At 33.8% G+C, this 25,840-nt stretch carries 27 protein-coding genes and 1 other RNA gene; 20 read left to right on the forward strand and 8 right to left on the reverse strand.

The features are described 5' to 3' along the window. Window positions 1-94: 94 nt before the first annotated feature. Together CHB80_RS17505 and CHB80_RS17510 are read right to left on the reverse strand one after the other, a co-directional pair. On the reverse strand, window positions 95-427 hold the full coding sequence (locus CHB80_RS17505; protein ID WP_089372808.1) for a hypothetical protein: 333 nt from the start codon (window positions 425-427) through the stop codon (window positions 95-97). A 48-nt stretch (window positions 428-475) separates the two neighbouring features. Then, the gene (locus CHB80_RS17510) at window positions 476-745 is read right to left on the reverse strand and encodes a hypothetical protein (protein WP_089372809.1); all 270 of its coding nucleotides are present in this window, start codon (window positions 743-745) and stop codon (window positions 476-478) included. A 139-nt stretch (window positions 746-884) separates the two neighbouring features. Here CHB80_RS17510 and CHB80_RS17515 point away from each other — a divergent pair, with 139 nt between their 5' ends. The 4 genes from CHB80_RS17515 (at window position 885) to CHB80_RS17530 (ending at window position 2,524) form a co-directional block, all read left to right on the forward strand. Beyond that, the gene (locus CHB80_RS17515; RefSeq protein ID WP_089372810.1) at window positions 885-1,151 is read left to right on the forward strand and encodes a helix-turn-helix domain-containing protein; all 267 of its coding nucleotides are present in this window, start codon (window positions 885-887) and stop codon (window positions 1,149-1,151) included. A gap of 58 nt (window positions 1,152-1,209) precedes the next feature. Beyond that, a complete protein-coding gene (locus tag CHB80_RS17520) occupies window positions 1,210-1,413 on the forward strand; it encodes a hypothetical protein (RefSeq protein ID WP_089372811.1) in 204 nt (67 codons plus the stop codon). Window positions 1,414-1,432: 19 nt separating this feature from the next. Continuing rightward, a complete protein-coding gene (locus tag CHB80_RS17525) occupies window positions 1,433-1,651 on the forward strand; it encodes a hypothetical protein (RefSeq protein WP_089372812.1) in 219 nt (72 codons plus the stop codon). Between the two features lie 159 nt (window positions 1,652-1,810). Continuing rightward, window positions 1,811-2,524, forward strand: a complete 714-nt coding sequence (locus CHB80_RS17530) for a hypothetical protein (RefSeq protein ID WP_089372813.1) — start codon at window positions 1,811-1,813, stop codon at window positions 2,522-2,524. A gap of 1,171 nt (window positions 2,525-3,695) precedes the next feature. Here CHB80_RS17530 and ssrA read toward each other — a convergent pair. Next, window positions 3,696-4,095, reverse strand: a transfer-messenger RNA (tmRNA) gene (gene ssrA, locus CHB80_RS17535). A 275-nt stretch (window positions 4,096-4,370) separates the two neighbouring features. On the opposite strand from ssrA, the gene CHB80_RS17540 reads away from it, so the two are divergent. Further along, on the forward strand, window positions 4,371-5,576 hold the full coding sequence (locus tag CHB80_RS17540) for an NAD(P)-dependent oxidoreductase (protein WP_089372814.1): 1,206 nt from the start codon (window positions 4,371-4,373) through the stop codon (window positions 5,574-5,576). Window positions 5,577-5,641: 65 nt separating this feature from the next. Further along, a complete protein-coding gene (locus CHB80_RS17545) occupies window positions 5,642-6,559 on the forward strand; it encodes a TIGR01777 family oxidoreductase (protein WP_089372815.1) in 918 nt (305 codons plus the stop codon). 51 nt (window positions 6,560-6,610) lie between these two features. On the opposite strand, the gene CHB80_RS17550 is transcribed toward CHB80_RS17545, so the two are convergent. Further along, window positions 6,611-7,282: a YceI family protein gene (locus CHB80_RS17550; protein WP_089372816.1), complete on the reverse strand. Its 672-nt coding sequence runs from the start codon at window positions 7,280-7,282 to the stop codon at window positions 6,611-6,613. A gap of 178 nt (window positions 7,283-7,460) precedes the next feature. Here CHB80_RS17550 and CHB80_RS17555 point away from each other — a divergent pair, with 178 nt between their 5' ends. The 9 genes from CHB80_RS17555 (at window position 7,461) to CHB80_RS17595 (ending at window position 18,350) form a co-directional block, all read left to right on the forward strand. After that, entirely contained in the window at window positions 7,461-8,009 is a 549-nt protein-coding gene (locus tag CHB80_RS17555) for a nucleotide exchange factor GrpE (protein WP_089372817.1), read from the forward strand. A gap of 93 nt (window positions 8,010-8,102) precedes the next feature. After that, window positions 8,103-9,227: a molecular chaperone DnaJ gene (dnaJ, locus tag CHB80_RS17560; RefSeq protein ID WP_089372818.1), complete on the forward strand. Its 1,125-nt coding sequence runs from the start codon at window positions 8,103-8,105 to the stop codon at window positions 9,225-9,227. Between the two features lie 295 nt (window positions 9,228-9,522). Then, complete coding sequence (locus CHB80_RS17565; RefSeq protein ID WP_089372819.1) at window positions 9,523-10,548, forward strand: hypothetical protein; 1,026 nt, start codon at window positions 9,523-9,525, stop codon at window positions 10,546-10,548. 39 nt (window positions 10,549-10,587) lie between these two features. Further along, entirely contained in the window at window positions 10,588-12,924 is a 2,337-nt protein-coding gene (locus CHB80_RS17570; protein WP_089372820.1) for a hypothetical protein, read from the forward strand. Window positions 12,925-12,954: 30 nt separating this feature from the next. Then, window positions 12,955-13,944 (forward strand): receptor L domain-containing protein, encoded by a 990-nt coding sequence (locus CHB80_RS17575; RefSeq protein WP_089372821.1) that lies wholly within the window; start codon window positions 12,955-12,957, stop codon window positions 13,942-13,944. A gap of 77 nt (window positions 13,945-14,021) precedes the next feature. After that, on the forward strand, window positions 14,022-14,957 hold the full coding sequence (locus tag CHB80_RS17580; protein ID WP_089372822.1) for an ABC transporter ATP-binding protein: 936 nt from the start codon (window positions 14,022-14,024) through the stop codon (window positions 14,955-14,957). Beyond that, entirely contained in the window at window positions 14,954-16,252 is a 1,299-nt protein-coding gene (locus CHB80_RS17585) for an ABC transporter permease (protein ID WP_089372823.1), read from the forward strand. The genes CHB80_RS17580 and CHB80_RS17585 overlap by 4 nt, the downstream gene beginning before the upstream one ends. Before the next feature lies 1 nt (window position 16,253). Further along, a complete protein-coding gene (locus CHB80_RS17590; protein ID WP_089372824.1) occupies window positions 16,254-17,150 on the forward strand; it encodes a mechanosensitive ion channel family protein in 897 nt (298 codons plus the stop codon). Between the two features lie 36 nt (window positions 17,151-17,186). Further along, window positions 17,187-18,350 (forward strand): sigma-54-dependent transcriptional regulator, encoded by a 1,164-nt coding sequence (locus CHB80_RS17595; protein ID WP_089372825.1) that lies wholly within the window; start codon window positions 17,187-17,189, stop codon window positions 18,348-18,350. 96 nt (window positions 18,351-18,446) lie between these two features. Here the strand turns inward: CHB80_RS17595 and CHB80_RS17600 are convergent, their stop codons facing one another. Further along, complete coding sequence (locus tag CHB80_RS17600; protein ID WP_089372826.1) at window positions 18,447-19,358, reverse strand: T9SS type A sorting domain-containing protein; 912 nt, start codon at window positions 19,356-19,358, stop codon at window positions 18,447-18,449. Window positions 19,359-19,490: 132 nt separating this feature from the next. On the opposite strand from CHB80_RS17600, the gene CHB80_RS17605 reads away from it, so the two are divergent. After that, window positions 19,491-20,363, forward strand: a complete 873-nt coding sequence (locus CHB80_RS17605; RefSeq protein WP_089372827.1) for a PPK2 family polyphosphate kinase — start codon at window positions 19,491-19,493, stop codon at window positions 20,361-20,363. A gap of 22 nt (window positions 20,364-20,385) precedes the next feature. After that, window positions 20,386-21,786: a M20/M25/M40 family metallo-hydrolase gene (locus CHB80_RS17610; protein WP_089372828.1), complete on the forward strand. Its 1,401-nt coding sequence runs from the start codon at window positions 20,386-20,388 to the stop codon at window positions 21,784-21,786. 63 nt (window positions 21,787-21,849) lie between these two features. Here CHB80_RS17610 and CHB80_RS17615 read toward each other — a convergent pair whose 3' ends face one another. From CHB80_RS17615 to CHB80_RS17625, 3 genes are all read right to left on the reverse strand, one after another. Next, on the reverse strand, window positions 21,850-22,449 hold the full coding sequence (locus CHB80_RS17615) for a hypothetical protein (protein WP_089372829.1): 600 nt from the start codon (window positions 22,447-22,449) through the stop codon (window positions 21,850-21,852). 157 nt (window positions 22,450-22,606) lie between these two features. Further along, complete coding sequence (locus CHB80_RS17620) at window positions 22,607-22,987, reverse strand: hypothetical protein (RefSeq protein WP_089372830.1); 381 nt, start codon at window positions 22,985-22,987, stop codon at window positions 22,607-22,609. Further along, window positions 22,984-23,475 (reverse strand): hypothetical protein, encoded by a 492-nt coding sequence (locus CHB80_RS17625; protein WP_089372831.1) that lies wholly within the window; start codon window positions 23,473-23,475, stop codon window positions 22,984-22,986. The genes CHB80_RS17620 and CHB80_RS17625 overlap by 4 nt, the downstream gene beginning before the upstream one ends. 147 nt (window positions 23,476-23,622) lie before the next feature. Here CHB80_RS17625 and CHB80_RS17630 point away from each other — a divergent pair, with 147 nt between their 5' ends. Genes CHB80_RS17630 through CHB80_RS17640 form a run of 3 tightly spaced genes read left to right on the forward strand, consistent with a single transcriptional unit; the run spans window position 23,623 to window position 25,835 of the window. After that, entirely contained in the window at window positions 23,623-24,993 is a 1,371-nt protein-coding gene (locus CHB80_RS17630; protein WP_089372832.1) for an MATE family efflux transporter, read from the forward strand. 44 nt (window positions 24,994-25,037) lie between these two features. Beyond that, window positions 25,038-25,268: a hypothetical protein gene (locus tag CHB80_RS17635; RefSeq protein WP_089372833.1), complete on the forward strand. Its 231-nt coding sequence runs from the start codon at window positions 25,038-25,040 to the stop codon at window positions 25,266-25,268. Window positions 25,269-25,274: 6 nt separating this feature from the next. Then, on the forward strand, window positions 25,275-25,835 hold the full coding sequence (locus CHB80_RS17640; protein WP_089372834.1) for a phosphatase PAP2 family protein: 561 nt from the start codon (window positions 25,275-25,277) through the stop codon (window positions 25,833-25,835). The last annotated feature ends 5 nt before the right edge of the window (window positions 25,836-25,840 follow it).

Consider the following 25,840-nt stretch of genomic DNA (forward strand, 5'->3'; position numbering starts at 1 on the left):
GGTTTTCCTTAATTTAGATTCAATGTCAATATCTTTTTTATGACATTAAGTTTTGATGCGTTTGCGTGTTTGATAATCATTGCTGTCTTTTTTATCATTGATAAAAATCAAAATCAAGTATTTGATCTAAGGTGTTATTTAGGTCTTTTTGCGCATTGTCTCTGAGGCTTTTTAACATACCCTCTATTTCTAATGGTGTTTTATTTTCAAACAATTTAGTTTTGAGTATTTCAGTAATAACACTTTGTAGTAGTATTTCTTTTTCTAAATTGGTTTTAAGGTCTTTGGTGTTAGAAAAAGGGATTTTCTTATAGTCAGCCAAGAAGTTTTCTAACTGCTCCAATACAAGTTCCGAAAGGTCGATCTTATCAATTGGTAAGTTTTTGAATTGTTCAAATGTTGTGATTACTGTTTTATTAATTTTCATGGTGGGGGAGTTTTAAAGTTTGATTGATTTTTATAGTATGCCAGTAGATCATCTACCTAGCACATTTCTTTTAAATGGAGAGTTATTTACTTTGTTAAAGTTGTATATGGTAATACTTTTGTGAGTAGTTGGGTTAACTGTCACTCTGCTACCGTCTAACTCATAAGAAGCATTCTTATCCAGTGTCATAATAGCTATTCCAAAAGACCATAAAGAAGTATACATATTGTTTACACCGTCCTTAGATATTATAAGGGTTGTCCCTCTTAAAGATTCTTTTCTTTCTTTCAATTTGATTAATAGCCCTGAATGTGTCATTATTTAGTTTAACTGTTATTATTACGATTCAAATATAGTAAAACTTGCATTATTATACAACTAAAACTATATTTTTATTAAAATAATTTAGTTTAACAATAATTTTGTAGGTTTGTATAAACTAAAATTTTATAATTAAATGAATATCATAAGACTAAAGGAGGTACTTAAAAAAAAAGGTGTCACAGGCAAAGAATTAGCCGAAAAAGTAGGTGTAACAGCAGGATCTATATCTAATATATCTAATGGAAGTATACCTAGGTCTGAAACCCTTGTAAAGATAGCTCAAGCATTAGATGTTGATATAAGAGAATTGTTTGTTTCGACTAAGAAAAATAAAACGGACAATGAAAAATTAAAGGATGCAGTTAGGAATATTCAGGAAGTAATATCGTCAAATGAATGAGAGATAAAATAGCATCTATTAAATAATTATATTTAAGGAATGATAATTTAATACTGCTATGAGTGAATCAAAAAAGGAAAAGATTAGCGAACCATTAACACAACAAGAAATAAATGATTTACGAAAATTATTAAATCGAGAGAAGCTCCAGGAGGAAAGTATAGTTCCTGAACTTACCCCACAACAGAAGAGAAATAAAAAATGGGAGGCTATTTGGAATAGTGGAAAGCGAGTAACCAAAAAAGATATACTAGGAAAGTAAGCATAAACCTTTATTATAAATGAGTAGAGAATTATTTGAAAGAGACTTTAAACCTTATTTTGAAAATAAAAAAGAGGTTGCAAAAATTAACAGAAGCTATCCACCAGAAATAATTGTTGTCTTATCATGTGGATATACGCAAAGATTTGCGCATCAAATGGACGATGAAAATGCAGTTGCTAGATGTAGAATGATGAAGCGTAAAGGGATTGAAACAAAGACTTTAGAAAACCTATGAAAATATAAGTACGTATATTGTCTTAAACCTAGATTATATCCAAAAATTGATTATAAATGCTTAAAAATGGTCAAAAAATAAACATTTATTGATATAAAGCAAAAGGCGCAAGTGAGAGTTGCGCCAATTAAAAAGACATAATTTTTTCAGTAAAAAAATATGAGTGAAGATAAGTATTTTAACTTCCCTATCATAATGCTAAAAGGGTTTTTATTGAAGCCTAAAGTAGTTCTAAATAATATTTTAGACTACGCTATATATGCAAACTTTGATAAGAATATAGAGTATTACCAAGATGATGAAGAAGGTATTAATTCATCAATGGAATATTTTAGTGTTTCAGGTGATGCAGGGATTATATGTCAAAACGGACTAGAACAATACGAAGCCTACAGGTACGCCAAAGTAAAAGTAGGTATTAGGTCTGGTATGTTTTGGGATTACTTCAAAAATTCAAAAACCGAATTTCAATTAGTATGCTTGCTTGCACACATAGCAATACGTAGCATACTACAAAATAAATCATACTGCAAGATAGATAACGCCTTTCTTTTTTCACGTATGGCAGGGTTTGAGAAATCCCTTAAAGGTTGGGATATAGAAAAGATACCCGATTCACTACGCAAGTATATGATACCATATAGAGTACGAAAGATTAAAAGTGAACTAGTGAATGATTGGAAATTAAAAACATACTCCAGATATACGCGAGGGTTTTATGTGAGCTATAAAATGAGTTTAGAAGATTTGATCTATCAAGCAGAAAAAAGAAGGAAAAGCACTAAGGAGAAGCAACAGAAGAAAGCGCAAAATGACGCACTTAAAAAGGTGATGAAACGAATTGAAAATGATAATAAAAATGACAACCTATAAAAAAAGAGATGCAAATTTACATTGACAAGCATGTGAAAAGCATGTGAAAACTTTTTTTATTTTAATGATATATTAGTGAGATAATAATGAAATATTAATGACAACCTATAAAAATATATTTAAGTAACATATTTAAATAAGTCTTTTAAGTAAAATATAAAAATAAGAGTCTCAACTTAACGAAATTTTCAATTTCCCTATGTTTGAGACATATTTTTTAAGTGAATAAAAGACCTATTAAAAAAAGAAAAAGCAAACTAGGCGCGCGAAATTTCACCAGAGTTAAATGGCTTATGAGATTATAACCCCCCTGAGGGGGAATTGGTGAAAACATAAATATAAGGCATCAATTTTGAAAACTCTACAAATCAAGTGATTGCAAATTAAACAACCTACGATCATAACTCGTATGTGTTGATAGTGTCAATATTGCCGAAAGTATTTGTAATAAAAAACTATTACAGAGTATACCCCAAAACAGGGGTATTTAATTGTCGTTGCCGTATTATGGCAATGGGGATCGCGTATCACGACCTCCTTGTAACATCGCCCCAAATTTGGGGGCATTTAAAAAGGGTAATATTTGGACCTATGTACAACCCTTGTAAACACTAGGATTTTTAAGTAAAATACTTTGAAATTGTATACAATGTGGACTATGTAAAAAGGGCAATAATTTACCCATTATCTAAATACCCAGAATTATGGGGTTTTAAAAAATACGCTCTATGCGATTAGCAGGGCAGATGCTACAGCAGACGGATTTATCTACTAATATAGGTAGTAATCAACACGTACTACCAGATCAAGAAAAACCAACCCTTTCACAACTAGGATTAACAAAGAACGAAAGTATTACCTACGGGATAATCTCGCACCTTATCACTTTCGCAATTTCGCGAATACGATTATTACCGTATTTACATCATAAGGTCAATAATCCAAATCGCAAATATTCGATTTCATTAATCAAAAGAATCTGCCTTTATCGATACAGGAAAACCTGTATCGGTTGACTAAAATTAGCTTTGAAAGTATCTTAAGTGTAAATCTATTATTAAGAATGATTCTAAATTAAAATATCTAAAAATTAGTAAGTCAATATACTATTGTCAACGATTATGTCAACTTTTATTATAAAACCCCGTATATAAAGAGATACGGGGTTATTTTGTGGAGTCGGGCGGACTCGAACCGCCGTCCAAACAAGTAACGAAATAGCTTTCTACACGCTTAGTTTCTAATTAGTTTTCGTGCAACCACCGGTCAGAAACTACCAAGGATTACCTTATTCTCAATGAATTTTCGCTTTCGTATCAAGACCCTACAAAAACTAGGTTTACTTTTACGAAGTCACTATATCAAAAACCGCAAACCAAGGTGTTTGAGTGACTTCCTGCTTGTCTACCTTGTAGACCGAGGCGTAATCCTACTATAATTCGGATTATGCAGCTAGGGCGTAGTTATTATCGCCGTTTAAAAAGTTTGAAATATGATATTTACGAGCTATATCCCAGCGCTCGACGTGCTTACCATTTGGTTAATCTCGCTGTCAAAACCAAATCGACCCCTTCAATGAGATAGATACGCTATGCATACCGTAATCGAATTAAATCCCGAACTTATTTCGGGAACCCATCGATACCTCATCTATTTTCAATGAACTTTTCCATACTCAGTGAATCACATCATTTGGAAAATAGTGTTATTTTGTATACGCTTTCGCGAAAGCAAAACAAGTCCGCAAATATAGGACTTAAACCCATATATTTGCTATCTAAATTAATGACAAAAGGTGTACCAAAGTAATCACCTGACAAATCAACCGAAAACTAAAGAGATATCTATGAAGTTTGCCATTATAAAAGAACGTAAAAATCCACCAGATCGTAGAGTTGTTTTTTCACCTCAGATGCTAGCCGAAGCGAGATCTCAATTTCCCGATGCCTCTTTTGTAGTCGAATCTTCAGATATTAGAATTTTTTCAGATCAAGCCTATGCTTCAGAAGGATTTGATGTATCACAAGATATAACTACTGCCGATGTTATGTTAGGCGTAAAAGAAGTTCCTATTGAAGCACTTATCCCTAATAAAAAGTATTTCTTCTTTAGTCATACTATAAAAAAACAGCCTTATAATAGAAAACTGTTACGTGCCATACTTGATAAAAATATTGAGATGTATGATCATGAGGTGATTATTAAAGCAAATGGAGCAAGACTTATAGGTTTTGGACGCTATGCAGGTTTGGTTGGAGCATATAATGGTTTTCGATTATTAGGAAAACGAGATGGACTCTTTGAATTACCTAAAGTAGAACACTTACGAGATCTCGATGAAGTAAAACAAGAATTAGATAAAATAACACTTCCTAACATTAAAATTACACTTTCAGGAACAGGGAAAGTAGCTCGGGGAGCACAAGAAATTTTAGATCACTTACAAATTAGAGAAGTGACAGATGAGGCGTATTTATCTCAAGATTTTGATGAGCCCGTATATTGTCTCATTGATGTGATGGAATACAATAAGCGTAAAGATGGAGCAAAAGGAGATAAGTATGCTTTTTATAAAGACCCTTCTCCTTACGAGAGTGATTTTATGAAATATGCAAAAGTGACAGATTATTTTATTGCAGGTCATTTTTATGGAGATGGAGCCCCTTTCTTATTTACACGAGAAGATGCTAAACATCCAGATTTTAAAATTAATCTAGTAGCAGATGTATCTTGTGATATAGACGGCCCCGTAGCAAGTACCATTCGTCCGTCTACCATTGCAGATCCTTTTTATGGGTATGATCCTGCAACAGAGACAGAGGTTGCTATGGATGCTCCAGGAGCCATTGCTATGATGGCAGTAGATAATCTTCCGTGTGAACTCCCTAAAGATGCCAGCGAAGGATTTGGAGAAATGTTTGTAAAACATGTGATTCCTTCCTTTTTTAATGGAGATGCAGATGGTATTTTAGATCGAGCCTTGATGACTCAAAATGGAAAATTAACAACGCGATACGCGTATCTACAAGATTATGTAGATGGCAAGGAGTAATTGTACGTTAAGATTCCTATAAATATCCAGAATTTTCTAGATGCCCTACGTATCTTTGTAATGCTATGAAAGTACTTATTACAGGAGCGACGGGACTTGTTGGGAGTGAAGTGACTCGATTATGTCGAGCACAAGGTATTGTAGTACACTATCTCACGACTTCTCAAAAAAAAATAACTTCAGAACCTGATTATAAAGGCTTCTATTGGAATCCTTCTAATGATGAATTGGACAGTGCTTCTTTAGAAGGGGTTGATGCGATTATTCACTTGGCGGGTGCTTCTATTGCTCAAAAATGGACATCAAGGAATAAACAGCTTATTAAAGATAGTCGTATTAAAAGTGCACAATTATTGTATAATGTCTTGGCACGCTTTCGCGAAAGCGGAAACACACCTACTGTAAAGCACATCATATCGGCAAGCGCAATAGGATGTTACCCTTCGTCACCTACCAAATTATACAATGAAAAATACCCAGATTATGCATCAGGGTTTTTAGGAGAAGTAGTACAAGAATGGGAAGAAGCCATTATAGAATTTCAGAAACTGGACATTGCTACTAGTATCATACGTACCGGGATTATTTTAGATAAAACACAGGGCGCTTTACCTCAAATAGTAAAACCCATACAGTTTTTTGCTGGAGCACCTCTTGGCAATGGACAACAATGGCAATCTTGGATTCACATAGAAGATATGGCACGTATGTATATTCATGTACTAGAAGAAGCACTTACGGGCATATATAATGGTGTGGCTCCTAATCCTGTGACTAATGAAAAACTGACAAAAGTAGTGGCACAGACTCTAAAAAAGCCACTGTTTTTACCCAATGTACCCAAAAAAATGCTGAAACTATTGCTAGGTGAAATGGCTACTATTGCATTAGAAAGTCAATTGGTTTCTGCCGAAAAAATTCAAGAAAAAGGCTTTGTGTTTAATTACACTACTGTAGAGCAAGCCATCGAAAATATCTTATAATAAAAAAGCCATTTCATAAAGAAATGGCTTTTTATATCGTTGCAATGAGATTTAAGCTTTTGTTGCTTTAATAGAAATTGTAATTTCCATATCATCGCTTATAAATTTATCCTTAAGATCATCAAATACACTTTTTGACATAAACTCAATACCCCACTTAGTACGATCTATGGTAAAAGGTTTACTACCTAATGTCATTGTTTCACCACCTACTGTATATGCTACAGGAAATGTTATATTTTTAGTGATACCTTTAATGGTAAGGTTACCATCCATCATTTTTACGCCTTCTTTTTCTGAGATACCCGTTACCTCAAAAGAAGCCGTTGGATGTTTTGCTACATTAAAAAAGTGATCTTCTTTTCCTTCTGCTGCTCCTTTTAGATGCGCCTCTAGACTTGCTTTCCCATCGCCTTCAAGATCGGTAACTGTAATTGTATTCATATCTATTACAAAAGATCCTGTGATAGTATTGTCACTAGCTACTTGCATAGCGCCTGATTGTACAGCTATAGTTCCTTGGTGTGTTCCTGAAGGTTTAGACCCTACCCAAGAAATTGTAGAAGCGGCTGTGTCTACATTGTATGTAGTTGCTTGTGCTTCAGGAGTTGCTACATCTTTTGCATTGGTAGCATCTGTCTCATTTTTTTGATCACCTTTGCATGCAATAGTACTTATTAAAATGGCTGTAATAGCAAGAGTGTTTACGATCAATCGGTTCATTATAAATTGTTTTGATGTTAAAAAAGTGACGAAGGTACATAATAACAGAAACTACCTGCTTTAAATTTATATTAAAATATGCATGTACCTACTAAAATTATACTGTGACATTTTGACATTTTTTCAGAAATGGCAGTACTTTTGCCACCTCAATTAAAAATTGAAGTAGTCACCAATTATGGCAAAAAAAGATAATACACAAGAAATAGAAGATACTCAGGTTGATGGTAACTTACAAAATGATGTTGCTACAGAAGCAGATACAACCGAAACGTTAAGTGAAGTAGATCAATTAAAGAACGATCTAGAAGCAGAGAAAGATAAATTTCTTAGACTATTTGCAGAATTTGAAAACTATAAGCGTCGTACAACAAAAGAGCGTTTAGAGTTATTTAAAACTGCTGGGCAAGAAGTGATACAGTCATTACTTCCTGTTATAGATGATTTTGATCGTGCGCTTACTGAAATAGAAAAAGCAAAAGATAAAGAGCTTGCAAAAGGAGTAGGGCTTATCAGTAATAAACTTAAAGAGACTTTAAAGTCTAAAGGACTTGAAGAAACAAAAGTAAAAGCTGGAGATGCTTTTGATGCAGAGCTACATGAAGCTATCACACAGATACCTGCACCTAACAAAAAGATGGTAGGTAAGATTGTAGATGTAATAGAAAAAGGGTACACATTAGGAGATAAGATTATACGTTTTCCTAAAGTAGTGACAGGAAAGTAAATTTGGAAAACCAATATATAATCGGATGCTTGTTATTTTAAAAGAGGTAAAAGATTATATTAATACAATACTCAGGTAGGCTGAGTACTATATATGAAAGAAGATTTTTACGACATATTAGGCATTTCAAAGGGTGCTTCTCAGGCAGAAATTAAAAAAGCATATCGTAAAAAAGCGATTGAATTTCATCCTGATAAAAATCCTGGTGATGCTACTGCCGAGGAGAATTTCAAAAAAGCAGCCGAAGCTTATGAGATATTAAGTGATGAGCAAAAACGAGCTCGTTATGATCAATATGGACATAAGGCATTTGAAGGCGGCGGCTTTGGAGGCGGCGGTGGAATGAATATGGATGATATTTTTAGCCAGTTTGGAGATATTTTTGGAGGTGCCTTTGGAGGTGGCGGTGGATTTTCTGGATTTGGTGGATTTGGCGGTGGCGGACAGCGACGTGTTAAAGGAAGTAACTTGCGTATTCGAGTAAAACTCACCCTAGAGGAAATAGCACAAGGAGTAGAAAAGAAAATTAAAGTAAAACGTAAAAAACAAGCACCAGGAGTTACCTATAAAACGTGTGAAACTTGTAAAGGTTCTGGTCAAGTAACACGTGTTCAAAACACAATTCTTGGCCGTATGCAAACCTCAGCGCCTTGTTCTACGTGTGGAGGTGCAGGACAAAGTATTGATAGACGTCCAGATGGTGCAGATGCCCAAGGACTAAAAGTAGAAGAAGAAACTGTAAGCATAAAAATACCAGCAGGCGTTGTAGATGGAATGCAACTTAAAGTGCAAGGTAGAGGTAATGATGCACCTGGTAATGGGATTTCTGGAGATTTACTAGTTGCGATAGAAGAACTTCCTCACGAAAATCTTCAACGTGAAGGAGATAACTTGCATTATGATATGTACATCAGTATTAGTGAAGCTGTTTTAGGGAGCTCTAAAGAGATAGAAACAGTTACTGGAAAAGTACGTATTAAAGTAGAATCTGGTGTTCAAAGTGGAAAAATATTACGCCTTAGAGGTAAGGGGATTCCATCTATAAATGGATATGGAAAAGGAGATTTACTAGTACATGTAAATGTATGGACTCCAAAAACACTTACGAAAGAACAAAAACAATTCTTTGAGAAAATGGCTAAAGATGAGAACTTTACTCCTAATCCAGAGAAAGAAGACAAATCTTTCTTTGAGAAAGTAAAAGATATGTTTTCATAAGGCTTGTTAAATTGTCAATTTTTCTAAAGGTTTTCCTTATAGGTTGATAAAAAAAAGTTATATTTGAATAACGTTAAACACTATTTAACGTTATTTTTCTTTTTCATAGCAATTTTTTTCCCATCCTAGACATTCGTCAAGGGTGGGTTTTGTTTTTTTTAATATATTGATTTTCAGCGCTTTGATGTGTTTTCTGTAATCTTTGAAAAGTAAACGTTGATCGGTTGCACCTAATACTATCTTTTGTTTTTTGATTTTAGCTAGTAACTAACGAGATAACACTAAACCAATCATTATGTTCAAAAATTACATTGTAGTTATTGTCTTTCTATGTATTTGTTCTTGTACTACAGATGATACTATTCAAGAACCAGTAGCTAATATCTTTGATGGAGATGTTGAATTATTTACACAACAAGAGGTAGATGATTTTGGTGCTATGTTATATACAGAAATAACGGGTAATCTTATTCTTAGTGCACAATTTGAAAATCCTGACCCTATATCTAACTTAAGTAACTTGTCTACTATTGAGGTAGTAGGAGGTGATTTAAGATTGACAAATCTTTTTGATGTGCCAAACTTAGATGGTTTGCAAAATTTAACGAGTGTATCTGGAGAAGTATCCTTGTATGGAAATTCTATGATTTCATCATTAGATACTTTTAGTAATATTAATAGTACGATACAAAGTCTTGAGATTATTAACTTCAGAGAAATACAATCTTTACAAGGTCTAGAAAATATCTCAATAGCATCTGGAGGAAATTTAATTATAGAAGGGAATGATAAATTAGCAAGCTTAGATGCAATTCAAGATGGAATGCCATCTGTCATGGAAACTATAAGATTTAAAGAGTTCATATTAGATTGTGGGCCTTTTGTAGATTGCCTTCCAATTATTCCAGAACCTCAACCATTTACATCTTTGGCATTTTTAAGTAATGTGAATGAAGTGGATTGGTTGCGACTTAAAGGTTTTCAAGGAACAGATCTTACGGGGCTTGAAAATATAACTTCTATAAATCGTCTTTCGGTTTGGTTAGCTCCTAATATTACAAATCTTCAAGAACTAAGTAATGTAACGAATGATATTCTTTTTCTTTTTGTATCACAAAATGATCAATTAGAAACATTAGGTGGATTAGAAAATATACCATTAGTAACAGGAGGTTTTCAAGCTGTAGCTAACCCCGTTCTCACTGATTTTTGTGCTGTACAGAATAGCGTTACAACTCTTTTGGAAGAAGATGTTGAAATACTTTTAAATGCCTTTAATCCAACGCAGCAAGACATCATAGATGGAAATTGTAGTGAATAATCATCAATCATATTTCTCATAGTAACGAACCATACCATTATGAAAAGAATATTCCTTTTAAGTTCCTTATTCATCTTTTTACTGTTTTCTTGTGAAGAAGATGATTTTGGTAATAGCATTCCTGAATCTGAAATTATCAACCAGCAAGATGATATAAGTTTTCAAGTAGCCAATTTTGGCGATGCTGTTACTGCAGATTTTACAGGGCATGTTGTAGATGAGTCTGGAAATGGAATCTTTGAAGCACAAATTACAATAGGAACGAGCACAACACAAACAGATGCTAACGGTGTTTTTATAATTCAGGATGCTTCAGCTTTTAAGCATTTTGCATTTTTAAAAGTACGTAAAGAAGGATATATAGTAGGTTCTAGAGTACTTATTCCAGATGTGAATACGATAAACGATGTGCAAATTACCTTATTAGAAAAAAATATTGTGACTACTGTCCAATCTGGAGAAGCTAGTATTGCTACTTTAGGAGAAAGTAGTGTTTCTTTTACAGGCGCATTTATAGACGAAAATGACAATCCATATACAGGAGACGTTGAGGTATCTATGCATTATTTAAAACCCAATGAAAGTGCGACTTTTGAGCAAATGCCAGGAATGCTATTTGCGCAAAATATAAGTAATGAAGCTAGGAGTTTGGAAACGTATGGAATGCTCGCTATCAATTTATTTTCACCTAACGGTGATGTGCTTAATATAGCAGAAGATGCTCCTGCAACTATTGAGTTTCCAGTAGATAATACACAAATGGGAATAGCACCAGATGTAATTCCTCTATGGTTTTTTGACGAAAATGTTGGGTATTGGAAAGAACAAGGAGAAGCAATAAAAGTAGGTGATAAATACATAGGAGAAGTTACGCATTTTACATGGTGGAATTGTGATTTACCTATAGATTATATAGAAGCTTGTATAACAATACAAGACGAAAATGGAGCACTTGGAGGTGTTCCTATTCAAATCATTCGTAATGAAACGGGACAGATTATTTTTGATGGATTAACAAATCAAGATGGAAATGAATGTGGATTGTTTCCAGCAAATGAGGAGATTACACTAAAAGTATTAGGGGCTGATGATTGTTCAGATGAACAAACTTATGAAGCACAACTGGGACCCTATAGTGCAGATACATTGATAGTAATTACAATACCTGTAGAAGCTGTTAATCAAACCACATTGATAGGTACTGTTACCAATTGTGATGGAATACCTCTTGAGAATGGTATTGGGTTATTGGTAAATAATAATGGTCAAGTAACAAGTATTCCTTTTGTTGTAGAAAATGGAGTGCTAGATTATACGTTTACATATTGTACCCAGACTACTTATGAATTTATAATTATAGATCAGGACCAAAATGAAAATACAGGTTTATTACCTATATCGATAACAGCAGAAGTTACAAATGTTGGAGATGTGAGTATATGTGAACAAGAAGAAAATACGTATGTAGGAGATCTTTATATAGATTCTCAAGAAGACTTAGATGAGTTTGGAGCAAATATGTATACAGAGATTATTGGAAATTTCAATATTCAACCTTTTAGTGGCGGTAATACAGATATAACAAATTTAAATAGCCTTTCAAGTTTAAAAAGGGTGACAGGAGATTTTTCAATTCAATCGAGTCCTTTATTAGAAAATCTTCAAGGGTTAGAACAGTTAGAATCTGTAGGAAATCAATTTGTGCTTAATAACTTAGAAAGTATTAATACTCTTGAATTATTACAATCTTTACAATCAGTAGGAAGGCTTACTATATTTAGTTTAGATCAATTGGAAAATTTATCAGGCTTAGAAAGCCTTACCTATATGGGAGGTATTCATCTTAGTGGAAATGAATCTCTTGCCTCTCTAGATGCGTTATCAAATGTGCAAAATGAAACATTAGAAGTACTTAGTATTTGGCATAGTCCTTCATTAACTTCTATTGAAGTTTTTGATCAAGTAACCACAATAGAAAGTAATTTAATTCTGTTTGTTGTAGAGAGTTTACTTTCTTTAGATGGATTACATAATATAACAAGCGCAAATGGTGTAAGAATTACGAGCTGTGATTCAATAACTTCTCTACAAGGTCTACAAGGATTAGAATCTGTTATTGGTACTTTACGATTAGAAGGAAATACACTTCTAGAATCTTTAGATGGATTAGAAAATCTTTTATTTCTTGATGGAGGAATTCTTATAGGAGGAACCCTTGATTATAATGGGAATCCAATACTTTCTGATTTTTGTGGACTTTCTAATTTATTTATTAATGGTACGATAATGTTTTATAACAATAATAGTTTTCTTATACAGAATAATGCTTATAACCCAACAGAACAGGATTTTTTAAACGGAAATTGTAGTGAGTAATTACTACTAATTATTTTAAAATAATATATCATGAGATTAATTACAACCCTTTTATGTGCTTTATGTATAGTTTCTTGTAGTACGGATGATACTATTCAAGAGTCTAATATTTTTGAAGGCGATCTTACTTTAAATACCCAAGCGGAAGTAGATTTTATAGGATCTATGGGATATACAGAAATAACGGGTTATTTGTCTATTCAGAGTTCGGGTTCACCTATTACTTCTTTAGAAGCTTTAAATACCCTTACAAAAGTTGACGGAGTCTTCTTAAGTATTAATGGTACTCAAATAACAAATCTTAATGGCCTTGAAAACTTAACGACTGTTGCAAATAAATTACAAATAACTAATAATTATGAATTAACCTCGGTAGAAGCATTGTCAAATGTAACGTCAGTAGGAGGGCTTTTTGTAAAAGAAAATCTACTATTAGAAAGTTATAATGGTCTTGAAAATGCACAAATACAGGAGAATGGGTATTTAGGACTTACTGGAAATATACTCATAGATGATGCTTCTATGTTATCAGATATTATTCCAGCATCTTTGGCATCTGTGAATATTGCAGAAGGTTTCGCTAGTTGTCCTAGCTGTCCTTCTATTTCTGTGCCACAACCACTTGATGATTTGTCATTTCTTTCTAATTTAACGAGTGTAGGAAGCCTTAATATAACTTTTTTTCAAGGGGAAAGTTTACATGGTTTACATAATATTACGATAGCAGATTATGTGGGTATAGGTTTTGACAGTAATCTCATTTCTTTAGATGGGTTATCTGGGCTTCAAACTGTAAATAATAATTTCCTTATTCATAGTCTTTCTTTGATAACTGATTTGTCTGGATTGGAAAATATTACAACGTTAAATCAGTTACAGATTTCTAATAACGATGCGCTTACAAATTTTTGTGTCGTGGAAGATTTAATTGTGAACGGTGTTGTTGAGAATTTGTATATACAGGATAATGCATATAACCCAACAGAACAGGATTTTTTAAACGGAAATTGTAGTAATTAATTCTGTTGCTAAAAAACTCTAAAGTGCATTCATGCTCTGCCTTCTTATTCCTATCTTTAGCACACTAAAGATCAACTATGAATTCATTACTTGTTGCCGATACGGTTTCTAAGCAATTTGGAAACTTTACGGCACTTAACGGAGTGTCTATAGCAGTACCTAAAGGAAGTATTTTTGGGCTTTTAGGACCTAATGGAGCAGGAAAGACGACACTTATCCGTATTATCAATCAAATCACCATGCCAGATGTAGGATCTGTTACATTGGATGGAGAGCCTTTACAACAACATCATATTCGTGATATAGGCTATATGCCAGAAGAACGCGGTCTTTATAAATCAATGAAGGTTGGAGAGCAAGTTCTATATCTAGCACAATTAAAAGGACTGGATAAAGCAGAAGCGAAGAAAAGAGCAAAATACTGGTTTGAAAAATTAGAAATTGGTGCTTGGTGGAATAAAAAAATTCAAGAGTTATCTAAAGGACAAGCACAGAAAATTCAATTTGTAGTGACCGTTATGCACAATCCTAAATTGCTCATTTTTGATGAGCCGTTTAGTGGCTTTGACCCTATCAATGCAAACCTCATCAAAGATGAAATCCTTCAACTACGCGATGAAGGTGCTACGGTTATCTTTTCAACACACCGTATGGAATCTGTAGAAGAATTATGTGACCATATCGCATTGATTCATAAATCTAATAAAATCTTAGATGGAGAGATCAACGAGATAAAGCGTCAGTACAGGAACAATACGTTTGATATAGGCGTGGAGATGGATGCGTCCGCTTTCGCGAAAGCGGAAACAGACCTACAATCTATGTTTAAAGTGAGTCCAGCAGAATTTAAGTCATTGGGTGATGAATTGAAATTGCGAATTCAACTTGGAGAGCAAGGAAACTCCAATGATCTGTTAAAACAATTACAGTCGTATGGGCAAGTAACGCACTTTACAGAAGTGATCCCAAGTGTAAATGATATTTTTATCCAAACCGTAAATGAAAGTATATGAGTGTATTGTCATTAATTATAAAAAGAGAATACAAGGCAAGAGTGCGTAATAAGTCATTTTTGATTATGACGTTTTTAAGTCCACTGATACTTGTTGGAATGGTTTTTTTAATCACTTACTTAACACAATTAAATAGTGATACCAAACGAGTCATTGCATTTGTAGATGATTCTAATGCGTTTGAAACGATATTTAGCAATACAGATCAGACTACCTATATCAATCTTTCTAGTCAAGGTCTAGAGACTGCTAAGGAAGTTTCTGAAAATGAAGAATATTATGGGCTTGTCCATATCTTACCTGATACAGAAGATATTGGTTTTGATATCAAGTTTTATGGAAAAGAAACGCCATCTCCTGGAGTGGTTGAAAGCCTAGAAGAGAAAATAGAAAACAAACTCACAAATCAAATTTTAGTTAATAAAGGGATTAACCCCAATACTATTGATGATGTGAAAAAAGAAATCAATATTGGTATTGAAAATTATTCTGGAGAAAAATCTTCAAAAATGAGTAATTGGGTTAAAGCTGGTTTTGGAGGAGCTGCAGGGTATTTATTGATGATGTTTATTATCATTTATGGAAATATGGTTATGCGTAGTGTGATAGAAGAAAAAACAAATCGCATTATTGAAGTGATTATCTCGTCTGTAAAACCATTCCAATTAATGTTAGGGAAGATATTAGGAACGACCATGGCTGGAATTACACAATTCTCGATATGGGCAATCCTAGGAGTTGTTTTACTTACTGTAATGCAAATAGTCTTTGATATAGACCCTTCTGCTACGACAAGTGTTGTAAATTCTGAAGCACAAGCGATCGCTAATGATCCTGATAAAATAACGGAAATATTTATTGAAATAGGTAAACTTCCACTGTTACAATTGATAGTAGGGTTTTTAGTGTATTTTGTAGGTGGTTACTTTTTATATAGTTCTATCTATGCAGCTATTGGCGCCGCAGTAGATAATGAAACCGATACACAGCAATTTATGTTACCTATTATTATGCCGCTTATGCTTGCCATTTACGTTGGCTTTTTTGCTGTAATAGATAATCCTCATGGAACCGTTGCAACTATCTTTTCTATTATTCCACTTACGTCTCCTATTGTAATGCTTATGCGTATTCCATTTGATGTACCAGGATGGCAAATTGCATTATCAGTAACATTATTAGTTGCTTCTTTTATCTTTACGGTATGGTTTGGATCCAAAATATACCGCGTAGGAATTTTAATGTATGGAAAAAAACCTACGTATAAGGAACTTTTTAAATGGTTGAAATATTAATATGCTTCAAGAAGATACAGTAGATAAAGTAAAAGAAGTGATCACTCAAGATGTTTGGGGGAGTGTTAAGGAATTTCTTAATTGGGGTTTCCATTTTGGTTCTGGTAAAGAAAAAATTCATATTACTATAGGAACGTTTTTACTTATCATATTCTCTTTCATTTTAGTGCATAGATTGCTTTTGATTTCTAGAAGGATCGTTACTAAAAAACTACCTGAAGATGATAGTAATAAATTTAATAGCATTTTTACGTTTTTAAAATACCTTATTTATATTCTTGTAGTTATTGCTGTTTTAAGTGCTTCGGGAGTAGATGTAACTGTATTCTTGACTGCATCTGCAGCGTTATTTGTAGGTTTAGGATTTGCATTGCAAACCTTATTTCAAGATGTACTTTCAGGGATCTTTATTATACTAGATCAAACACTACACATAGGAGATATTATTGAGTTTGATGATGGAAAAGTGGGGCGTGTTTTTGATATTAAATTAAGAACGACAAGAGCGTTAACCAGAGATGATAAAGTCATTGTCATTCCTAATCATAAGTTTTTAACCGAAAAAGTTTATAATTGGACTCAAAACCATAAAACTACTAGAGAAAGTGTATCTGTAGGTGTTGCATATGGAAGTGATACAGCACGCGTATCTCAATTACTCCTTAAAAGCTTAGAAGGACAAGAAGGAGTACTTAAGCATCCAGAGCCCTTTGTGTTATTTGAAGATTTTGGAGACTCGGCATTACAGTTTAGCGTTTACTTCTTTACTAGTAATAGTTTTGCTGATCCTCGTATAAAAAGTGATTTGCGATTTAAAATAGATGAATTATTCAAAGAGAATGCTATTTCTATACCTTTCCCACAAAGAGAAGTACATCTATACAATAAAAAGGAATAGTATTTGATTCTATTCTTAATAAATTAAAAAAGAGATATGTCTAAAATATTAATAATAGAAGATGAAGCTGCAATACGCAGAGTACTCACAAAAATTCTTTCTGAAGAGAGTAAAGAGTATCAAGTAGAGCAAGCCGAAGATGGTTTAGAAGGAATAAACAAGATAAAAGATAATGATTACGATCTAGTACTTTGTGATATAAAAATGCCAAAAATGGATGGTGTTGAGGTTTTAGAAGCAGTTAAAAAATTAAAACCTGAAGTCCCTATGGTAATGATCTCTGGTCATGGAGATTTAGATACAGCGGTAAACACGATGCGTCTCGGAGCTTTTGATTATATCTCAAAACCACCAGATTTAAATAGATTGCTTAATACAGTACGTAATGCACTCGATAAGAAAAACCTTGTAGTAGAGAATAAATTACTCAAAAAGAAAGTGAGTAAAAAGTATGAGATGATAGGAGATAGTGCTGCGATTTCTCAAATTAAAGAAATGATAGAGAAAGTAGCAGCTACAGATGCACGTGTATTAATTACTGGCCCTAATGGGACAGGAAAAGAGCTAGTTGCGCATTGGTTACACGAAAAGAGCGATAGATCTAATGGCCCTTTAATAGAAGTGAATTGTGCAGCTATACCATCTGAATTAATAGAGAGCGAATTATTTGGACACGTGAAAGGGGCATTTACATCTGCAAATAAAGATAGAGCTGGTAAATTTGAAGCAGCAAACGGAGGAACTATATTCTTAGATGAAATAGGAGATATGAGTCTTTCTGCTCAAGCAAAAGTGTTGAGAGCACTTCAAGAAAGCCGTGTGCAACGCGTAGGAAGCGATAAAGACATCAAAGTGAATGTACGTGTTGTTGCCGCTACGAATAAGAATCTTAAAAAAGAAATTGACGAAGGTCGATTTAGAGAAGATTTATATCATAGACTTGCTGTAATACTTATTCAAGTACCAGCACTAAATGATCGTAGAGAAGATATCCCATTATTGATTAGTCATTTTGCAAAGAAGATATCACAAGAACAAGGATCTTCAGAAAAGAAATTTTCTGATAAAGCCATCAAGTTATTGCAAGATTATGATTGGACTGGAAATATTAGAGAACTTCGTAATGTAGTTGAAAGATTGATTATTTTAAGTGGAGCCGAAGTTTCTGAAGATGATGTAAAACTATTTGCAAGTAAATAAATAAGAATACTTATCTAAAAATAAAAAGCCAAAATCATTACGATTTTGGCTTTTCTAGTTGTTGAGTTGTGTTTGAATAAAAACTAAAACGCAGTTTTAGTTTTTGATAAATTTAATGGTAGTTGTTCCAGTCTCACTCGATATTTGAGCAAAATAAATACCATTAGCTAATTTGCTAGTAGCGATTGAATTGTTTCCAAAACCTTCGATAGAAGCATTTAAAACTTTTTGACCATTTACATTTATAATATCAATGTTTGTTGCTCCAAAATTTCTAGTAAAGTTGATATTTAAATCACCATTAGTTGGATTAGGGAAAACAGAAACATTTTCTGATAAAGTGTTTTCATCAGTAGAAAGTACACCATCTTGAAAAGTCATGTTGTCATAAAAAGCTCCACTTTCAAGATTATTGAAAATAGTTACTAATTGCTCTACATTAGTTCCTCCAAATACAGTTCCTGTATATATTAAGTTTTCATCTATATAATATAGAATCTCTCCATCATCAAATCTATGCTCAATCTCTAATGTAAACCAAGTGTCACGAGTAAAAGTAGCACCAGTGTCTATAAATGCTAAAGCTCCAGAACCATCATCATCTAAAACAGTAATAGTGTCATCTGGATTGAAAGCAATTCTAGTAGTAAGTAAACCTTGAGAAGGGCTTTGAGTAGCAAATTCTATAGTAGATAATGCTCCATCAGAAGATTCTACAAACATATCTGTAGTAACAAATACCTCAGGCTCAACGCTTACTTCTTGTGGCGCTAATCCTCCACCTAAAGCTCCCGTATTAGTAGGAACTAATTGTTGAGATTGATCTCCTTCTGACGATTGAGCAGCAGATACAAAAGTATTTGTGTTTCCACCAATTGCTCCCCAACCATTTTGTCCATTTATATCCCCTTCGGTATAACCTTCTGATACCTCAAAAGAGATTACAGTTTGGGAATTAACGTAAAAACTTGTCGTTAAGGCAAGTAGTAATAAAGTAATTTTTTTCATATTTTTTTTAGTATTTATGATTATAATATGCTAATATATTAAATAAAATGATAGTGTTTTTAACGTATAATACGCTTTAACAATACTATATTGCATAAAAAACAGCTTTTTACTATATAATTACTAATTTTTATGGAAGGATTGCATCAGTATAAAGTCACTGAAAAAATTAATCTAAAAGACTTTGAGGGAGCGAAGATTTCTGAACTATCAGAAGAAGAGTTAGAAAAGAAACTTCGTAAAGTTCGAAAAAAACTAGGAAAGCTTCAAGATACCATATATGCGCATGATAAGTATAGTGTTTTAGTATGCTTACAAGGAATGGATACTTCTGGAAAAGATAGTTTAATCCGAGAAGTTTTTAAAGACTTTAATGTGAGAGGTGTAGAAGTACATAGTTTTAAAGTGCCTACAGATTTAGAATTGGGTCATGATTATTTATGGAGACATTACATTGCCTTACCTCAACGTGGTAAATTTGGAGTGTTTAACAGGACACATTATGAAAATGTACTGGTAACAAGAGTACATCCTGAATATATTTTAGGAGAGAATTTACCAAATGTGCATTCTGTAGAAGATATAAATGATGCTTTCTGGGATCAACGATTTGAACAAATTAATGCTTTTGAAAAACACCTTGCCGAAAATGGCACCCTTATTTATAAGTTCTTTTTACACTTATCTAAAGAAGAGCAAAAGAATAGATTACTACGCCGTTTAGATAAAAAGGAGAAGAATTGGAAATTTTCTGCAGGTGATTTGAAAGAACGTAAGCTATGGGACGACTATCAACATTGTTATGAAGATGCTATTAATCGTACATCAAAGCCTCATGCACCTTGGTATGTAATTCCGGCTGATAGTAAACCTGCAGCTAGACTAGCTGTGGCTACTATTTTGTTGGAAACATTAAGTGCTTATGAAGATATAAAAGAACCAGAGCTTGATGCAAAAACAAAAGCAAATATAGAATTATATAAGGACCAATTAAATAACGAATAAATAGTTAGCTATGATAAAAAAAATGATGATTCTACTTTTAATTTGTGGTGTTTCCGCTTTCGCGAAAGCGCAAAATGATTCCATTCAAATTAGAAAAATATATGATGAAGCATTAAAAAATGGAAACAGTTATGAATGGCTAAATTATCTATCTAATCAGATTGGCTCACGTCTCAGCGGTAGTTTAGGTGCCGAAAAAGCAGTTAACTGGACAAAAGAACAATTAGATAGTGTAGGGTTGGATAAAGTTTGGTTACAACCCGTTATGGTTCCTAAATGGGTGAGAGGTTTGCCAGAATATGCTTTTATTGAAACAGATGCTGGAAAGACCACTAAAGTACCTATTTGTGCCTTGGGCGGTTCTGTTGCGACTCCTAATGGAGGTGTAAAAGCACCTGTTATAGAAGTACAAAGTATTGAAGAGATTGAAAAATTAGGTGCTGCTAATGTAGGCGGCAAAATCGTATTTTTTAATAGACCCATGCAAGCAGATGTTATTGATACTTTTAGAGCCTATGGAGGTTGTGTAGATCAGCGTTATAGTGGAGCTGCTAAGGCAGCAGAGTATGGAGCTGTTGGAGTCATTGTAAGATCAGTAACACATAGCCTTGATGACTATCCTCATACGGGTTCTATGTCTTATGGAGATTTGAAACCTGCGCAGCGTATACCTGCAGCTGCTATAAGTACCAACGGAGCAGAATTGCTAAGTACGCTCCTTAAATTAAACCCAGAAACAAAGTTCTTTTTCTCTATGTCTTGTAAAAATTTACCTGACGTGCAATCCTATAATGTAATTGGTGAAATCACAGGAAGCGAATTTCCAAATAGATATATGGTCGTAGGAGGGCATTTGGATTCTTGGGATTTGGGAGATGGTTCACACGATGATGGCGCTGGAGTGGTGCAAAGCATGGAAGTATTACGCATTATGAAAGCCATTAATTATAAACCAAGACATAGTATACGTGTTGTCCTTTTTATGAATGAAGAAAACGGTTTGCGAGGTGGACGTAAATATGCAGAAGTTGCTAAAAGTAAAAGAGAAAAACACGTCTTTGCATTAGAAAGTGATGCGGGTGGTTTTACACCAAGAGGTTTTTCTTTTGATACTGATGATAGAAATTTTGATGAGATCTTAAGCTGGAAACCACTATTTGAACCTTATTTTATACACTCTTTTGTAAGAGGTGGAAGTGGGGCAGATATAGGTCCTCTTAAGGGGAATGGTACTGTACTTGCTGGTTTACGACCAGACTCTCAACGTTACTTTGATCATCATCATGCCGCAAATGACACCTTTGATGCTGTCAATAAAAGAGAATTAGAACTAGGTGCAGCCACCATGACAGGTCTCATTTATATGATGGATAATTACATCCAGAAGCCTGGTAAACTGATGACATTACCTATTAAGGATTAATAAACTTTTACACATAAAAAAAGGGAGCCAATTGGCTCCCTTTTTTTATGTGTAGTATTTCCTTTATTGTCTCCATTTTACCCAAATAATAACAGTGACATTATCAGTGATTGTACTAGTATCTCGCCCTCTTGCCGTAATATAATCTCCAGCATCAAAATCAAAATTTGCAGCCGTATCTATATAACGTAGACCAGAAAGTGCAAATGTTTCATTTACAGAGTTTGTATTTGTGGCGTCTCTAGCTCTAATATTAATATTGGTATCATCTCCAGAACCTCCCATAGCAGAAATAGCTACAATAGTTCCATTTAAGGGCATTAGAGCGCCTGCGGTACCACTAGTCAAATTTCCTCCGTAGTGTAAATTGTCATTATCTACACTTCCGTCACGTCCAAATTGAATTGCTGTACTTTCTACAGTGAGCCATTTACTACGAGAACCATCATACATATATAATGTATTACCAATTACGGCAAGTTGCCCATTAGCAAGGTTTGTCGTGGGTGTTGCCTGAGCAACTAACTCTAGTGCTGCTGTAGTTCCTGAACTGGCATCTACGGTGAGCATTCCATTAGGAGTTAATGTTCCAACACCTACTTGTGCATATGCGAAAAATGGTAATAATAATAGTATCAGTAATTTAAGAAGGGCCCCTTTCATCTTTTCTTTTTTAGAATTCTAAATGTAGATACTTTTATTAAAAAGGCAATTTTTTTTTAATGCTATTCGATCAAAACCAGTAAATTTTCGATGAAATCCCATAATTACCATGTGGTTATGGCGTAATGAAGTACGGTTATAGCGTATTTAAGTATGGTTATGTTGTTAAGAGCTCTTTGTCTTGATAGGTCTTAATTCCAAGCGCAATCATTTTTGTAATATGAGTTTTTAAATCATCATCCATTTTTTTTATATGGAAGCAACTTTTACCTTTTAAACACTTGCGTAACATAGGATCTATGTCTTTAAAAACGGTTGCATCTGTATAAATAGGAAAAAAGTATAAACGTACATCTTTAGGCTTTGGCATCACGCTAGCAAAATAAAAGCCATCTACTTTTTGTTTTCCCTGCATTGTAGGAATGGTACCAGCAGCTTCTAATACGTTTGCTTCGTCTTTTCTGATTTGAAGTGGTCCTACATGTTCTTTAATAATAGTACGTAGGATTTGGTCTATTTCTTTCGGATCTGTAATCATAAGTCAAATTTGTTTTCTAAATAAGCGCCGTCTTGTACATTTTTCCATGCAGTGATAAGACGCGTATATTCGGTTCGAATAAAGTTGAGTGTATGTTCTGTTAAGGTATTCGGATAGGGAAGGTTATTTTCTACTAAGATTTTTTTAATTTCTTTAATAAAATCAATAGGACCTTTTGTGTTAAACTGTTCAATAGTAAGTAGATTCACAAGGTGTTCTGTTACTAGTGATTCTTTAGGTAAATTAGGGCCTCTTAATGCCTCGGGTTTTTGAGCTTCAGGTAGTTCAAAATCTGAAATTCCTACGCCTTGAGAGACAAGTCCATAAAATGCGTTTTTAAACCCCAGTACTTTTTCTACAGCAATATGAGCTAAATCATGGTATTCTGTATTGGGGTGTAATTTAGACCATGTTTCACTTTTATCGGCTCGAATACATTTTAAAATTGTTGGTTTGTTCTGACGTTTATGTAATTGTATTAAAAGCATAATGGGAAGGTACTATTTTTTTAAAAATAATTAATAAGTTCATGAAACTATCCCATAGAAGTTAGGATGCAAGTCTTATTTTTGATGCCTGTAAACTCATGCAGACTTTACAATAATCCAAAACAGGAGTAGGAGGGGAAATTCATTATGCAAATTCAAAGATATACGAAGGAATTTTGGCAAAATACGCTTATAGCGGCACCCATTGCATTAGGGCAATTGGGGCATATTTTGGTTGCCTTTATAGATAATTTGATGGTAGGACGCCTTGGAGCTGCTCAACTTGCAGCAGTAAGTCTTGGGAATAGTTTAGTGTTTATAGCACTATCATTAGGAATTGGTTTTTCTTTTGCAATCACTCCTTTAATTGCAGAGACAGATGGTGCAAATGATATAAAAAAAGGACGATTACATTTTCATCATGGTGTGATTATGTGTGCCGTCAATGGCATAGTGTTATTTCTTGCTCTATTAGTAGCAAAACCTATTTTATATTACTTAGATCAACCAGAAGAGGTGGTAGAACTAGCGATTCCATATTTAGAAATTGTGGCTTTTTCTATGATTCCTTTAATGATATTTCAAGCATTTAAGCAGTTTGCAGATGGCCTTTCTCAAACACGATTTGCGATGTATGCGACGCTAATTGCTAATGTGATCAATGTTATTTTTAATTATTTCTTGATTTATGGAATTTGGATTTTTCCACGACTTGAGGTAGAAGGCGCTGCATGGGGCACTCTGATTTCACGTTTTTTCATGCTAGGGTTATTGGTGTATATGCTTTCGCGAAAGCGTATGTTTACTCCTTATTTTCAGTTTTCAAATTTCTCTCATATCAAATGGTCAGAGTTTAGAGAATTATTTCGTCTTGGTTTTCCTACGGCATTACAGATGCTTTTTGAAGTTGCCATATTTACAGCAGCTATATTTTTATGTGGTCTTTTAGGTACAAATGCACAAGCGGCAAATCAGATTGCACTTAATCTTGCGTCTATGACATTTATGGTAGCAGTAGGATTAGGAGTGACAGCAACCATTAGAGTAGGAAATCAAAAAGGGAAAAAAGATTACCCTAATTTAAGGCGTATCGCAATATCTATATTTATACTAGTCTTTTTGATTGAAGCCGTATTTGCAGTTTTATTTATTGTATTTAAAGATGTTTTTCCAACGATTTATATAGATGATATCGAAGTGATAGTTATTGCATCTCAACTACTTGTAGTGGCGGCATTGTTTCAATTAAGTGATGGTATTCAAGTGACTATATTAGGAGCTTTAAGAGGGTTGCAAGATGTAAATATTCCAACAGGAATTTGTTTTATTGCCTATTGGGTAATTGGGTTTCCTATAAGTTGGTATTTAGGTAAAGAAGATCAAATGGGAGCACAAGGAGTATGGATAGGATTATTAGCAGGATTAACAGCATCGGCAGTGATGCTCTATTTTAGATTTAACTACCTTAGCAAAAAATTAATTAGAAGTTCATCACATCAATACACAACGACTAGTTAACATATCAAAATACTATATATTGATTAACCAATACGATATTTAGAATGACGGTTCCAAAGTTCCTTTTAGGCGATCACTCTGAGCATGAAGATGCCATTTTTGTGATACATACAGAATTTCCAAGATTTATAATAGATCTTACTAAAGATCAAATAGAGTGGTTTGAAGAGTTTGATAAGCAAGATGAAGCCGAACTCGCCACCGAAACCGAAAATGCAATCAAAGAAGCTACCGCTTTTTATGATGCAGAAATTGCAAAATACGAAGACGGATAATTACCTATGGAAACGCTTGTAGCATATGATCAAGAACTTTTCTTGTTTTTGAATAATTTAGGCTCAGAAACTTGGGATGGATTTTGGCTAGTCGTTACCAACAAACTGTCTTCTATACCCCTGTATGCTTTATTGTTGTTTTTTATATATCAAAAATTTGGATTGAAAGGGATGCTTATTACCATGGTGGTTGTAGCTGCAATGATTACTGCAACAGATCAACTTTCAGATTTTTTTAAAAACTTCATTCAAAGACCTCGCCCTTGTAAGCTATTTTCTTGGGAAGAAACGATGCGTTTTATAGCACCGCGTTGTGGTAGGTATGGTTATTTTTCTGGTCATGCCACAAGTAGTATGGCAACGGCTGTTTTTGCAGGACTTGCTTTACAATCAAAATATCGAAACCTCATTTTTATCCTTTTGTTTTGGGCAGTTTTTGTAGGATATAGCCGTATATATGTAGGCGTTCATTATCCATTAGACGTTCTTACCGGAATGGTAGCTGGCGGAATACTAGGATTTACTTTTTATAGAATACAGCAGTTCTTTGTTGCTAAGTATACATGATTTAT

It is taken from the genome of Dokdonia pacifica, assembly GCF_900188275.1.
In the GTDB taxonomy this organism is placed as follows: domain Bacteria; phylum Bacteroidota; class Bacteroidia; order Flavobacteriales; family Flavobacteriaceae; genus Dokdonia; species Dokdonia pacifica.

Coding starts and splice junctions, on each gene's coding strand:
- CHB80_RS17505 (WP_089372808.1), bottom strand. CDS start 427: ATGAAAATTAATAAAACAGTAATCACAACATTTGAACAATTCAAAAAC.
- CHB80_RS17555 (WP_089372817.1), top strand. CDS start 7,461: ATGGCAAAAAAAGATAATACACAAGAAATAGAAGATACTCAGGTTGAT.
- CHB80_RS17590 (WP_089372824.1), top strand. CDS start 16,254: ATGCTTCAAGAAGATACAGTAGATAAAGTAAAAGAAGTGATCACTCAA.
- CHB80_RS17515 (WP_089372810.1), top strand. CDS start 885: ATGAATATCATAAGACTAAAGGAGGTACTTAAAAAAAAAGGTGTCACA.
- CHB80_RS17550 (WP_089372816.1), bottom strand. CDS start 7,282: ATGAACCGATTGATCGTAAACACTCTTGCTATTACAGCCATTTTAATA.
- CHB80_RS17635 (WP_089372833.1), top strand. CDS start 25,038: ATGACGGTTCCAAAGTTCCTTTTAGGCGATCACTCTGAGCATGAAGAT.
- CHB80_RS17585 (WP_089372823.1), top strand. CDS start 14,954: ATGAGTGTATTGTCATTAATTATAAAAAGAGAATACAAGGCAAGAGTG.
- CHB80_RS17510 (WP_089372809.1), bottom strand. CDS start 745: ATGACACATTCAGGGCTATTAATCAAATTGAAAGAAAGAAAAGAATCT.
- CHB80_RS17600 (WP_089372826.1), bottom strand. CDS start 19,358: ATGAAAAAAATTACTTTATTACTACTTGCCTTAACGACAAGTTTTTAC.
- CHB80_RS17520 (WP_089372811.1), top strand. CDS start 1,210: ATGAGTGAATCAAAAAAGGAAAAGATTAGCGAACCATTAACACAACAA.
- CHB80_RS17530 (WP_089372813.1), top strand. CDS start 1,811: ATGAGTGAAGATAAGTATTTTAACTTCCCTATCATAATGCTAAAAGGG.
- CHB80_RS17625 (WP_089372831.1), bottom strand. CDS start 23,475: ATGCTTTTAATACAATTACATAAACGTCAGAACAAACCAACAATTTTA.
- CHB80_RS17630 (WP_089372832.1), top strand. CDS start 23,623: ATGCAAATTCAAAGATATACGAAGGAATTTTGGCAAAATACGCTTATA.
- CHB80_RS17640 (WP_089372834.1), top strand. CDS start 25,275: ATGGAAACGCTTGTAGCATATGATCAAGAACTTTTCTTGTTTTTGAAT.
- CHB80_RS17575 (WP_089372821.1), top strand. CDS start 12,955: ATGAGATTAATTACAACCCTTTTATGTGCTTTATGTATAGTTTCTTGT.
- CHB80_RS17580 (WP_089372822.1), top strand. CDS start 14,022: ATGAATTCATTACTTGTTGCCGATACGGTTTCTAAGCAATTTGGAAAC.
- CHB80_RS17595 (WP_089372825.1), top strand. CDS start 17,187: ATGTCTAAAATATTAATAATAGAAGATGAAGCTGCAATACGCAGAGTA.
- CHB80_RS17605 (WP_089372827.1), top strand. CDS start 19,491: ATGGAAGGATTGCATCAGTATAAAGTCACTGAAAAAATTAATCTAAAA.
- CHB80_RS17615 (WP_089372829.1), bottom strand. CDS start 22,449: ATGAAAGGGGCCCTTCTTAAATTACTGATACTATTATTATTACCATTT.
- CHB80_RS17610 (WP_089372828.1), top strand. CDS start 20,386: ATGATGATTCTACTTTTAATTTGTGGTGTTTCCGCTTTCGCGAAAGCG.
- dnaJ (WP_089372818.1), top strand. CDS start 8,103: ATGAAAGAAGATTTTTACGACATATTAGGCATTTCAAAGGGTGCTTCT.
- CHB80_RS17545 (WP_089372815.1), top strand. CDS start 5,642: ATGAAAGTACTTATTACAGGAGCGACGGGACTTGTTGGGAGTGAAGTG.
- CHB80_RS17540 (WP_089372814.1), top strand. CDS start 4,371: ATGAAGTTTGCCATTATAAAAGAACGTAAAAATCCACCAGATCGTAGA.
- CHB80_RS17620 (WP_089372830.1), bottom strand. CDS start 22,987: ATGATTACAGATCCGAAAGAAATAGACCAAATCCTACGTACTATTATT.
- CHB80_RS17570 (WP_089372820.1), top strand. CDS start 10,588: ATGAAAAGAATATTCCTTTTAAGTTCCTTATTCATCTTTTTACTGTTT.
- CHB80_RS17565 (WP_089372819.1), top strand. CDS start 9,523: ATGTTCAAAAATTACATTGTAGTTATTGTCTTTCTATGTATTTGTTCT.
- CHB80_RS17525 (WP_089372812.1), top strand. CDS start 1,433: ATGAGTAGAGAATTATTTGAAAGAGACTTTAAACCTTATTTTGAAAAT.